Origin of the sequence: Microbulbifer sp. MCCC 1A16149, from assembly GCF_050368945.1 — a bacterium.
Taxonomy (GTDB): Bacteria; Pseudomonadota; Gammaproteobacteria; order Pseudomonadales; family Cellvibrionaceae; genus Microbulbifer.
In genome coordinates this window covers 156,029-168,863 of the sequence record NZ_CP185959.1, presented here as the reverse complement: position 1 = coordinate 168,863, position 12,835 = coordinate 156,029, and the positions used below count along the sequence as shown (strand labels likewise).

Genomic DNA, 12,835 nt, shown 5'->3' with positions numbered 1-12,835 from the left:
GGCTTTTAAATTTTAGTTTATGTCACAACCTGAAAACTACGCTTAGATTTTAGAAGCTTTGTATACTTATTCTTAAGCTCGACATTTTCGCTAGAGAAATGACCAACCCTTGATTTCAGATCATCAAGCTTATCCAGCAAGCGCACATTATGTTCTGCCAACTCGTCACGCTCACGAGTTAATTGACTAACCTTCCTTGCCAGTGAATGAGTGGAATCCAACGCTCCAAGATCAACCAATAATTTCATTTGATTTCTGACTATAGCCACCTGCAACTCCTCTACCTTCTTCTCGGCAACATCAAGAAGTGAGGTTAGTTCCTTGCGGTTCATATTTTGCTTAGATTTGTATTTAACATTTTCAGATGGATTAACTGCAGCTTTTTTAGCTTTTAGAATTCCATTCAACTTGTCAATGTGATTAACGATTAGCGGGAATTTCTCACCATTAATATATCTTGAGTTATACCCAAGCTTGCGTGAAATTTCTGACATTTTAATTTTAGGAATCTTATGATAAGAAAAACCACCCGAAACGATCTCCTTTTCGATTCTTGAGAAATCTTTTTGAATCAGAGAATACATTTTTTCTAGTTTGTTTTCTGAAACCCACTCAGGAATTTTTTCTTCCAGATTAGGAACCGAAATATCAAAAATATCATCCATGAGAACTTTCCAACGGAGAAAATTTACGTTCTTCTACAATCTTCCTACATGCTTTTAACTTTTTTTCATAAGCATCGTTGACAACATCAATACCCAAGCTCTTAAAGCTATCCCTGTGAGCCTTTAGTGACTGCCCGAGAATTACAACCTCCTCAATATTCGATTCAAGTCTCAACGCATTCGGGCAGTTAGTACAAACGTCTAAGTCAGCGTCCTTTATCCTCGGCACACCAGATTTCCTATCCGCGCAATTTGCCATCGAAATTTTGTCTTTTCGAAGAACACACATTCCCCAGGCATGAGGCTCTACTTCACCGAAAAATTTATCATTTACAATTTCTTTTAACCTCTCATGCAAAGAAGGCTTGTCCAAAAACTCGTACTCTGAGATTAGCGATTCGAAATAACGACCAACTGCTCCATAAAGCCTCTCTTTTCCTTCGCAAGCCCGCCCCATCAGCTCAACAATATACTCTTTAGATATGCTGTAATCGTCCTCCTCGTACAGTTTGTTAAATAAGTAGCTTGATGTCATATACGAATCGAATGAGTGCCGATAATGGTCCCGAATTGCTCCAGGAACATTTCCATCGAATCTTCGCATGGCGAATTCCGAAAACGTATGCCGCCATTTATGTGGATGAATGCTGTCACAGAGAGTTAAATACTCAGAACCGTAAACGTCTACAAATGATTTGTATTTTTCCGACAAGACAGCACGCAAGTACTTGTCTTTAAATAAGTCGACCTTCTGACCAGCTCGCTTTCCTAACTGAAGTGACATTTTTCTATACTCAAAAATTCTCTGCGTAGATCTTATTTCAGGATCCTCGATCGACATATCCCATATAACATCAACCACTTCTGCTGCTAATCCGGATATATCCCTTAAAGTCACAATTCCATAGTTTGTTTTTAAAATTTCGGACTTAAATTTATAACGACCAAATTTTCCCTTAACTAAACCATCGTACCGAATACTGTGAATTTCGCTTCTTCGGGCACCTGTAATCGCAAGAAATATGATAGCGCAGCTTGTATAGAGTTCTCTGACATGCCTATTAACATCTCCGGGCGTACAGAACGGCCAATCCGATATCGGGAGATCATCATCCGGGCCAACATTAAATTCATACTCCAGATATGATCTTAGGCTTTGAAACATTGGATGCCTCAACCCGTGCAAACCAGTAGACAGCTTACTTTCCCGATAAATAACTTTGGGCAAATTAATTTTCAGCCGTGTATACTCGGGCAACGCTATATCTGGATGATCATTTATCCATTTGTAGATCGCTCTTGCACACTTGGTTTTGGGCGATCTAAGCAGGTTAACTGCATCAGAGACTAATAGCATTGCTATCTGAATGGGAATAGACTCCCATCTACCCCCTAGCTTCCAAGCAAGCAAGTCAGTACCGCTATCCTCTATTTCAGCTTCGACAATCCCAAAAAATGTTTCCAAATATGGAAATGTTACAAACCCGTCGCTGAACGTTCCGTTTAGGTAGAATCGGTTTATGCTCTTTATTTTTTCAAAGGTTTGTCTCACCCAATCTCTGGCTTTAAAAAGACCATCTTCTCTCTTCGAGCAATAAACTAAGCAATTTATAATGCTCTCTTCACTCCAGCGATTAAGATCTATAGGATCCTTGTCGATCCAGTATTCACAGAATCTTTTAAAAAGGGTGAACAAATGATTGAAGGTACTCTTTCTATATATAAGGGATGCCTCCCCCTTATTAAGGTATCCAAGTGCCCAATTTTGAATAAGAACAAGCTTTTCTATATTATTTTCGATTTCTGGGTGTAACTTTGTCCAATCAACCGGAAAGACACCGCTCACGATGCATTCCACATTCCATACACGCGCGCCAAGGATATTTCTCCGCAAGTCCTCATGCAGAGAATGAAAAAATTTGCCCTCTAAATTATTTGGATTATCTACCTGGATCGACTTTGTTGAGTTGTTATTCATAGCACCAAGTCCGGAAATTTAAAGCTTGCCCCTGCATACTGCTCCCTGGCTATTCGTAACTGTGTGGCATCGAAATGGTTCAACAATACGGAAAGGAAAATTCTACGAGCAATAATTTGGTAGGCTTTGTTCTCAGCTATGCCTATGAGTCTCTCAATTGACTTATCAATATGTGCTATTTCAGCCATTATTATCGAAGCAACTAATGGTGTTTTCACCACAATTACTTTCGAGCCGTTACTGAAAACTCCCGTGCTCTCATAAGCATATTTCTTCATGAATTTCAGCTGCTTAACTTCATTAAGCAGCTCGATTTCACTGCTATTTTTTCCTGCAGGTAACCCTAAGATTCTATTTACATCATTAAGAGTAATGGCCTCAACGAAGCTATGCCTCTCTTCGTTTATTTTATTGGCTATATTCAGCATTTCCTCTCCGACGGCTGCTGCAAACCTGGACTCATCATCTAGCTTCTGCCTGTCCGTGGCTCGATTCAGGTATTGATCATGATGCGTTTTTCTTGTGTGATTCAACCGAAGCGCAGACTCATCAGCCAAAAGATGGTCCTCACCACCCTGAGTATTGGAAAATTCGTCTGAAACACTAAAATTATTTTTCACCCTTGAAGCATATACCGCAGTTTGGCTTACAGCTGCTGGCTGTATTGTTCTTGACTCGTCATATTTAGCTGCAGGGTTAGATTCAGCCTCTAAGACAACACGAGAAAATATATCAAGAAATGGGCGAATCCTTTCACTATCAGATTCTGACGACAAAATGCGGGATCTCGATATTGAGTTCTCGAAAATAAACGGCCTAAACTTGAATAGATGCGTCTGGCCTAGCCCGAAAACAGCGGGTATCGCATAAGTTTTTGATTCGCAAATAAGTGGTATTTCCGAGTCGTCACCTCCTTCTCGATAATGCCCTTTTACTTTCATTTCACGAATGTTACTAACCCACGCCTCTATGACTTTAAATGCTTCCGTTCCTCTGTCAAAACCCACTGACATACTAGTTCTATTTCTTGCTTTGTAGCTTTGGACAACTATTTTTTTTCTACTATTTACTACATCTTTCAGCGTCAACCTGTCGATACTAGATGCCGACACCCGTTGAGCTGAAAAATAGTAATACATCATTGCTTTTTCTTCACGGCCAGGTCTTAAAAGGTCAAATGGAGATATAAATGAATTCAAATAAAAGGATTTTCTATCCTTTCGTAGCCTGCCCCCTCTACCTTTCTTAATCACCAAACCAAATCGCCTAGTCCAAGCATCGCCATTGGGTTTTAAAAACTTCCTTAAAGCTTCAACTTGAACCTGCCTGTTTACGTGGGGGTTTAGCTCCAGCTTTTCCTTGTTAAAAAAATATGTGAACGCAGGCTTATAGTCACCCAATTGTACGCCTTTCCCGATGCGTATCGTGTTGATATATGCAGCGAAAAAAACTGCCTCTAGGAGAAAAACATTTCCCAGGCCAATGGCAGCTCTAACTGTAATCCCCGCTAGCTTTTTAAGTAAATCTCTATCCTCTTTTTTTGAATGGCAGCTACAGCTTATAATTGCATGCTTTGATATTTCCTCTGGCAATAGGCTTTCAAGGAATGCGTAATCTTCTGGCATTTTTTCACGAAACTCTTTCCTTATAGATTGCCATTGAGAAACAAACCAAATTGGAAATCGATTGAATGCAATCAAGTAGCTCTTGTTATCATATTCAAAATCAGGAAATAAATTTTCTAGCGAAGGCCTTGCTTCACCTACCGGCCGCAGTACAGACGGCCAATTATCCACCGCATCAATGAGCTTAACTCTCAACCGCGCATCATCAGTCCTTGCCGATTCAAATATTGACTTTAACTTTGAACTTGCTTGATATATGAAATCCTCTGTAAAATTTCTTTTCTTAAGATACTTTAAGAACTTCAGGCCGACATTTTCGTCGACCACTTCTTTTTCCGTAAGAAACAACGTAAATTCGAAAAGTATTCTTTTGTGATTTACCATCGTCAGCGGTTGAAGCTTTGGATAACCCGGACCATTAACATACGCCAAAATTGCTTCTATGATATCTACATTACAAACATCTTGAGGCAGAGGTACATGATACTTATTTCCACTATTATCTAAGAATAGAAATCCTTGAAATTTTGAATCAAATTTATCTAAACTCATTCTATAAATTTTTATTGATTTAAATTTCACAGCCCAAATTAATGGTTTTTTCGAAGGCTATATATATTCTTGTTGTACTCATATCCTCATGCCCCATTCTCTCCTGCACAAGAACCGTGTTTATTCCATTTTCTCGACACAGCGCACATAGATTTGTAGCGTAGCTGTGCCTAAGACTATGAAAGCTTCGATTAAACCTCACCCAGTCAGCGGACCGGCTATCATTTAAATTCTTTATGAGGTTCTTTTTAGCCTCGCTGAACATTGCTGATGGGAATTGTCTATTCAACTCTTCACCGCTTTTTTTACAAATTAGAAGGTCGCCTGGGATAGACTTTCTTGCCCCAGAGATAAATCTTAATATTTTTATCTTTAAGCTTTCTGGGATGTATATCGTTCTTACCTTTCCGGTACTTGGCCCCTTCCCTACTATAGTAATATATAGGCCTTTGCTTCCTTTTTTCTCGCTTACTCCAATAGCTTGCTTCAACCTTGAAATCCGCAGATTTCTCTGATCAACAACTTCACTTGCTCTCAATCCGCAAAAGTAGCCAAACCTCAATATCAGATCGTTCCTATCTATAAAATATGATTTACGCTCAGTTTTATAGGAGGCCAGAAACTCGAACTCTTCTAGGTCAATGTACTGAAAATTTAAGCCATACGGATCTAACGACTTTTTCCTTCCGTTAACTTTTTTAAGTTCTAGATCCAGGCCTCGTAAAGAAAATCTATGGGATCTCTTGTCCTCACTTATGAAATCTCGCTCTAATGCCCAGTCATACAGAAGATTTAATCGTGTTTCTGTTTGACCAACAGTCGATGCATTTAGATTATTCTGAGCAAATTGGTGATCAAGATAATCCTGGAATTGAAATCCATTCATAATTCTCCAATCGTCAAGATCTTCACTTTTATCGATATAGTTTAGGAATTTAACTATTGAATGTCCGTAATTTCTGACCGTGGAAAACTTTTTCCCTTTATTGACAACATCCAATAGGTATAGAGATGAAATCGGTTCTATCGCTAATGTCATATCATCAAAAATCGACACGTATTGAACAGATCGCCCCCCGTATTTACTGGTGTAACTTACTAGCCGATATCTATTCACTACAAATCACGCTTACGGTAAATGACTAGAGCCATTATTTCATCGCGAATGAGCCAATCAATAGCTGGCGAAACCTGAATTACTTGGACTTCGTCAAATCACTTTTTATTTTCGTGAGACGTTTTTTGTAATATTTTTAAGATCTTGGAATTCCTAATAACTTACTTGAAAAACTGTGAGTATCCGTAAAATCAAGTCTTGCTTTCGTCAAATCTCAACGAATAAATTCTATAAATTATCTTTAATATTTTTTTATTACATATTCGCCATTAATTATTTTTATTAATTTGTGAGTGTTATCGAATCAAAAATCTACTTACTTTTAGATTAGGTTTACATCGAACCTCCAGAACTTCGCACACGTGTCGTATTCGCCGTCTAGTCCACCTCATTCGGCTTAGTCGCTAGTTAAGGCAGGAAGCAGGAAGCAGGAAGCAGGAAGCAGGAAGCAGGAAGCAGGATATTTTGATCGGTATACTATACAGATTGCATAACCCGACGTTCCGCGGCACGCTCCTTGGCCTCGGTGATCACCTTGGGAAATTGCACATCGGCGATCCCCAGGCGCTTGATCTTGATCGGCGTGCCTTCCAGTGAAGTGGTGACGGCAGAAAACAGTTCCTGGCTCAGCATCTCGCGACTGGAAGCGATCTCATTGATGGAGTACTTGGCGATAACACGGCGCACCACATCCCGGATCACCGGCTGGGCGTAAGTGTTGTACACCTGATTGACGGAAATATTGTCAGTCTGGGGGGGCACCCGATCAAAGATATTGTCGATATATTTCTCATTGACCGAACCGGTCATGCGGATATCGAAACTCATGTTCAGCTGATCCTTGGGCATAAACAGCTTGAACTTTTCCAGGTGACCAAAATCTGCGGTGGCCAGGGTAACCAGCTTGTCACAGTAGAACAGACACGGGTCGAGGCGGAATTTGGACGGTGGTACCGTACTCGGCTTGTAGCCGTTCTTGGTGAGAATTTTGCCCACGTGTGCCGGTGGCACTTCCACCCGATCACCGCAGGCTACAAGCCCCGCCACTGCCATCACAACCAGTACTTTTGACAACTTAGACAACATCGACATTCCCTTTTGTGTTGAAAATCGCTGCACACAATAGAGACCAAGCCGCCGTCCGGCAAGCAGGCCGCTTGCGATGCGGCGAACACCTTTCGGTGAGGGCGGAAAATCCGTGCAGGTTATGATCTAATTAACCATTGGATATGTTCACATGGATCAAACAACGTGCAATCTGAATTTCTCACCGCAACCCTCTTCAACCTCGGCCTGAACCTTCTATACACACTGATCGCCCTCGTTATCGGTATGGTCGCGCTGCTGGTGATCGACAAAAAGCTGCTCAAGCATGTCGATATCGAGGCGGAACTGAAAAACGGCAATATCGCGGTGGCCATTTTTGCCTCCACCATCCTGGTGTTCGTGGCCATGATTATTTCGTTTGGCCTCAAGGGCTGAGGCCAGCGGCAATGCGTTTACTGCTGATTGGCGTTTCACTGGGCGTCATACTGTTGCTGCCGGAATTACTCCTGCAACAGAACTCGACACCGCAACCCGTCCCCCTGCCCCAACTGCGAGAGATCGGCTCGCCGGATGTCAGCGACAACCAGAAGGGCACGGTGATCGTAAAGGGTGTATCCACACCACTTACCGAATCCACGGTGCAGAACGCGGTCGGCAAACGCTCGGAACAGGAAAGCAGCTATATCTCCGTATGGAACTGGCAGGGCCTGGAGTCGGTGACCGCATCCGCGCGCGGACTGGATAAGTTGCACCACTTTGCCAACAGCTATCTGGTCGGCTTCCAGCCGTTTGAAACCCGGGAGCTCTGGGTTCCCCTGTACACACTGGCTATTCGCAAGGAATACCAGTATGACCACCTGCAATACGCGGGGCTCGCCGACATCTGGCAGACCTCCCGCCAGGCCTATTACCAGAAGCGCGGCGACTGCGAAGACCACGCGATTCTGCTGGCAGACTGGCTGATCAACCTGGGCGTCGATGCGCGGGTGGCGCTTGGCACCCACAAGGGCCAGGGGCACGCCTGGGTGGTCGCCATTGTCAATGGCACAGAGTACCTGCTGGAGGCCACCAGCAAGCGCCGCCAGTCCAACTGGCAGGCCATGCCCCTGGCTGCGCTGGCGGAAGGCTATGAGGTAGAGTTCCAGTTCAACCGGGACTACTTCTGGGCCAAAACCACTTCTGCGCCAACCCGCAAATACCGCGGTAGTCACTGGATCCGGAAATCCCAGTTTATTCGCGGCTGAGTGTGCCCGGGTATCGCTGCTAGGCTTAAAAATGACCCGGCGTCAGGAAGACGCTGAAATAAAACCGGGGCGGTTGTACCGGCCGCTCCTAGCCGTTGCAGGATGCTGCCGTGAAATTCGACTATGCCAGTGCCGGCCGTGCGGCCGTGGTTGCCCTTCTTCTCTCCACCTCGTTTTTTCTCGCCACGCCGCTCAGCGCGCAAACACCAGAACCTGTCGCGGAACAGCCGCAGCGACTGATTCTTCGCTTTGCCGGCCCGCGCACCAGCGAGCAGGCGCGCGCCGCCACCGCGGAACTCATGCAGGTTACCGGCACCGAAATGCACTATCGGCACCGCCTCGCCAGCGGTCAGTTTGACCTGCTGAGTCTGCAACAGCGCCTGCCACCCACTGCTCTGGACCGCCTTGTAGCGGCCCTGCAAAGGCAGCCGGGCGTACTCTCGGTCGAGGTAGACCGTATGATGCAGCACACCGCGGTCCCCAATGACAGCCGCTACAGCGAGCAGTGGCACTATTTTGAAGGTACCGGTGGCATCAACCTGGAAGCAGCCTGGGATACCCACGACGGCAGCGGTGTGGTGGTTGCGGTTATCGATACCGGGATCACCGGCCATTCAGATCTGAACGCCAATATCCTGCCCGGATACGACTTTATCGACGACACGGCGGTGGCGAACGATGGCGATGGCCGCGACAGCGACCCGAGCGATCCGGGCGACTGGCTGCAGGTTTGGGAATGCGGCTTTTTCAATCCCTCCCAGCCCCGTGACAGTAGCTGGCACGGCACTCATGTCGCCGGCACCATCGCGGCAATCACCAACAACGGTCTTGGCGTGGCCGGAGTAGCGCCCGGTGCCAAGGTGCTGGTGGCGCGGGTGCTCGGCAAATGCGGCGGCTACACCTCCGACATCATCGACGCCATTGTGTGGTCATCGGGCGGCAGTGTCAGCGGCGTACCCGATAACCCCAATCCCGCCCATGTGATCAACCTCAGCCTCGGCGGTGGTGGCAGCTGCGGCGGTGCCATGCAAAGCGCCATCGACACCGCGCGGGATAACGGTACTACTGTGGTGGTGGCCGCAGGCAACAGCAATGCCAACGCCGCAGACTTTTCCCCGGCCAACTGCAATGGCGTGGTCACCGTGGCCGCCAACGACCGGCAGGGGAATCGCGCCTCCTATTCGAATTACGGGGGTACGGTGGAAGTGACGGCACCGGGCGGTGAAACCAATACCACCGCGAACGGGATACTCTCCACCCTGAACAGCGGCACCCAGGGCCCCGCGCAGGAAACCTACCGCCACTACCAGGGCACCAGTATGGCGACGCCCCATGTGGCCGGTGTTGCCGCGCTGCTCTACCAGGCGAGCCCCGGCATCTCCCCGGATGAGGTTTCCAGCATCCTGCAGAACACCGCCCGCCCGCTACCCGGCAGCTGTTCCGGGGGCTGTGGCGCCGGTATTGTGGATGCCCGCGCGGCACTGGATGCGGTAGCTACCGGCAACCGGCCACCGCAGGCAGAATTCAGCTGCACTACCGACGAACTGACCATCGACTGCATGGATCAGAGCGGCGATCCGGACGGCAATATCACCGCGTGGGACTGGGATTTTGGTGACGGAAACACTTCCAGCGCGCAGAACCCGAGCCACAGTTACGCTGCCGCCGGCACCTACAATGTATCGCTCACAGTCACCGACAACGATGGAGTGACGGACTCCACCGCACAGGAAGTGACGGTCAGCAGTGATGAACCGGTAGAAAACGAGCCTCCGGTCGCGGATTTCAGTGTTTCCGTATCCCGTGTCACCGCGAGTTTTACCGACAACAGCAGCGACAGTGACGGCAGCATTGCCAGCTGGGCCTGGGACTTTGGCGACGGAGGCAGTGCGACCACCCGGAACCCCAGCCACGCGTACAGCGAAAACGGCACTTACCAGGTGACCCTCACGGTAACCGACGACGATGGCGCCAGCCATTCGGTTGCCAAAAGTGTCACCATCAACTGCCGCTTCTGGTGGGGCAGCCAATGCCTGTTTTAAGTTCGGCACTGTATTGAAATAAAAAAAGGCCGCGCAGGTTTTGCGCGGCCTTTTTTTAATGAATGAATCTTTCTCGGTTAGATCGGCGATCCCGGGGGCATCGGCTTGATATCCCCGGCTTCCACTTCGAGGTCCCCGGCCATATAGGCAGCTATGCGGTTGGCCTCGTAAAAGTAGTGGGCGTTATAGCCGTGCGGATCTTCCCCGAACAGCTTCATCTCACCAACCGCGTGCTGGAACCTGGCCAGTTCGAAATTCGCGCGGGCGCGCGCAGACGCAGGGGCTTTCTTGTTGCCCGCCAGTATCATCAGCTGATGGATATACACATGGTTGACCCGCTGGTGAACGGCGGCCTGCAATCCCTCATAATCGCCGTGATCCAGAGCTTGCTCGGTCAACTGGGCAAGCAGGGTATTGAAACCTGGCCCCGCGCCCCTGCGCGCCTGCTGTTGCTGCAAGCGCGCGGCGCGCTCGGGATGCAGCAGGATGGAAAGCGTGTGGCCAGCCGCGGCCTCCGCCATGGCGATGCTGTCAAACGTCACGCCGGTGTATGCGGGAAAGCTTTCAATGGTGCGGCTGTAACCGTAGGACTTCGGCGGCAACAGCTGCAGCACTTTTTCTGGCAGGGTCAGGAATTGCGGCTTCAGCGTCGCAGCCAGTGAATCTATTGCCTGCTGCTGCCTGTCCGCCGGCACCATGGTGTAACTCTCGCTCTCGGCATCGTTGTACAGGTAGTTGTAATCCAGCCCGCCGATTAGCTTGCCCACGGCTTCCGCCTGGTAGCGATGACCGTAGTAGACAGGTACCAGGGTCTCGTCGAGAGAGGAGCGCGCTACATCCGGACGGTTGGCAGCCGCGGAGAAGTTTTCCAGTGCGTGCCGGCGCAGCTCGGTCATCCGCTGGAACTCTTCCAGTACCTCTTCCCCGTTATCCCACAGGTGGGATTCTGCATGTGCATTGTTGATTGCGCGGGAGTCCGGGTCAGAGATAAAACGCAATTTCTGTTGTTGCGCCTCTTCGATGATGCCGGCCAGAAATTCCTGCTCTGCATCATCGGCAATACCGTAGCCGTAGCGGATTGCCAGTTTGTCCCAGGCACCGATACCGGAGTCGTAGGCTTCACTTAGTTTAAGATCCTTGCCACTCAGGGTGACCAGCGGTGCCGGGTAATCCATCACTGAAGCGCGCCCTTCGGCACTCGCAATAAAGTTGTGCGCGAGGCCCAGGGTGTGGCCGACCTCGTGGGCGGAGAGCTGACGGATACGCGCAAGCGCCATTGCCTTCAGCTTCTCGGTATCCGCATCCTTTTTACCGTAGGGCTGCAACAGGCCCTGTGCAATCAGGAAGTCCTGACGCACCCGCAGGGAGCCGAGGGTGACATTGCCCTTGAGGATTTCACCGGTGCGCGGATCATAGACCGAGTAACCGTAGGACCAGCCGCGGGTAGAGCGGTGGACCCAGTTGATCACGTTGTAGCGCACATCCAGCGGGTCGGCGTCTTCCGGCAGCAGTTTTACCTGGAAGGCGTTTTCAAAACCGGCGGCCTCAAATGCCTGATTCCACCAGCTGGCGCCTTCGATCAGGGCGCTGCGCACCGGCTCCGGCACACCGGAATCCACGTAGTACACAATCGGCTCGACCACTTCATTGCTGTCGGGCTTTTTCTGCAGGCGATGGCGGAAGATCAGTCGCTGATCCATCGGCTGGTCAATTTCCGTGGCGTAGTCCCGGTAGGTGAGCGGGAAGTAACCACTGCGGCTGTGAAACTCGCGCGGCTGGTAACCGTCTTCAGGCAGTGCCACCAGGGAAATATGCTGGCGCAGTGTCACCAGCTTCGGGGTGGGCACAACTTCCTTCATGTATTTACCGGGCTCACTGCCGGCAAAAGTCAGCTGTGCTTCAAACTCGGTATTTTGCGGAAAGCTGCGGGTACGCGGCAGGTAGACCGCCGATTTACTGGCGTCCACGCTGTAGCTACCCTGCTCGGCGTCTTTCAGCCGCTGAGCGATACCGTGCTGATCGCTCAACAGGAAGGGCGTGAAGTCCACCAGCACACCACTGCCCTCTTCCGCGAGAATCTCGAAGCCCCACAGCACAGACGAAGCAAAGGCTTCCTCGACTGCGCGCCGCTCAGCCGGGTTGTCCGACTGCGCCCGGTAATCGAGATTTATCTGGTGGATCAATACCTTGTTGCCCACCCGCTCGAATTTCACCACACGACTCTCACCCGCCTGGTTGCGATCCAAGCCTACCGGATTCGATCCCAGTCCCTGCGCAAGGCCGGTAAGCAGCAACAGCTCGCGGTCAAACTGGTCGATCTGCAGTAGCACCCGACCTTTTCGGTCATCCCAGTAAAAGTCGAACAGGCCCTGCTGCCTGTCCAGGCCTGTGGTAAGGCCACTGATGGTTTCCGCCTGTGCGCAGATGCTGAGCAGCAGTGCGGTTGCAATGATTATTCTTCTAAACATGTCTCCCCCGGCAGGGTTACTGAAACTTTCCGGCGCGGATTGCGCCGGAAATCAGTCGCAGAGATTAACACCTGACAGCCATTCGTGAACCTGTGGC

The 12,835-nt window shown here is 49.0% G+C and carries 9 protein-coding genes; 3 read left to right on the top strand and 6 right to left on the bottom strand.

Translation table 11 applies throughout. The features are described 5' to 3' along the window. Positions 1 to 17: 17 nt before the first annotated feature. The 5 genes from ACONT6_RS00695 to ACONT6_RS00675 form a co-directional block, all read right to left on the bottom strand. Positions 18 to 665 carry a hypothetical protein gene (locus ACONT6_RS00695; RefSeq protein WP_428819988.1) on the bottom strand — a complete coding sequence of 216 codons (648 nt, stop codon included), beginning with the start codon at positions 663 to 665 and terminating at the stop codon, positions 18 to 20. After that, positions 658 to 2,643 (bottom strand): hypothetical protein, encoded by a 1,986-nt coding sequence (locus ACONT6_RS00690; RefSeq protein WP_428819987.1) that lies wholly within the window; start codon positions 2,641 to 2,643, stop codon positions 658 to 660. The genes ACONT6_RS00695 and ACONT6_RS00690 overlap by 8 nt, the downstream gene beginning before the upstream one ends. Further along, entirely contained in the window at positions 2,640 to 4,820 is a 2,181-nt protein-coding gene (locus ACONT6_RS00685; protein ID WP_428819986.1) for a hypothetical protein, read from the bottom strand. Before ACONT6_RS00685 ends, ACONT6_RS00690 begins: the two co-directional genes overlap by 4 nt. A gap of 19 nt (positions 4,821 to 4,839) precedes the next feature. Further along, entirely contained in the window at positions 4,840 to 5,877 is a 1,038-nt protein-coding gene (locus tag ACONT6_RS00680) for a tyrosine-type recombinase/integrase (protein WP_428819985.1), read from the bottom strand. Between the two features lie 537 nt (positions 5,878 to 6,414). After that, positions 6,415 to 7,023 (bottom strand): SPFH domain-containing protein, encoded by a 609-nt coding sequence (locus ACONT6_RS00675; protein WP_428819984.1) that lies wholly within the window; start codon positions 7,021 to 7,023, stop codon positions 6,415 to 6,417. A gap of 165 nt (positions 7,024 to 7,188) precedes the next feature. Here ACONT6_RS00675 and ACONT6_RS00670 point away from each other — a divergent pair, with 165 nt between their 5' ends. The 3 genes from ACONT6_RS00670 (at position 7,189) to ACONT6_RS00660 (ending at position 10,270) form a co-directional block, all read left to right on the top strand. Beyond that, positions 7,189 to 7,419 (top strand): DUF350 domain-containing protein, encoded by a 231-nt coding sequence (locus ACONT6_RS00670; protein WP_428819983.1) that lies wholly within the window; start codon positions 7,189 to 7,191, stop codon positions 7,417 to 7,419. An 11-nt stretch (positions 7,420 to 7,430) separates the two neighbouring features. Next, the gene (locus ACONT6_RS00665) at positions 7,431 to 8,228 is read left to right on the top strand and encodes a transglutaminase domain-containing protein (protein WP_428819982.1); all 798 of its coding nucleotides are present in this window, start codon (positions 7,431 to 7,433) and stop codon (positions 8,226 to 8,228) included. Positions 8,229 to 8,338: 110 nt separating this feature from the next. Further along, positions 8,339 to 10,270 carry a S8 family serine peptidase gene (locus tag ACONT6_RS00660; protein ID WP_428819981.1) on the top strand — a complete coding sequence of 644 codons (1,932 nt, stop codon included), beginning with the start codon at positions 8,339 to 8,341 and terminating at the stop codon, positions 10,268 to 10,270. 77 nt (positions 10,271 to 10,347) lie between these two features. On the opposite strand, the gene ACONT6_RS00655 is transcribed toward ACONT6_RS00660, so the two are convergent. Continuing rightward, positions 10,348 to 12,738 carry a zinc-dependent metalloprotease gene (locus ACONT6_RS00655; protein ID WP_428819980.1) on the bottom strand — a complete coding sequence of 797 codons (2,391 nt, stop codon included), beginning with the start codon at positions 12,736 to 12,738 and terminating at the stop codon, positions 10,348 to 10,350. Between the last annotated feature and the right edge of the window lie 97 nt (positions 12,739 to 12,835).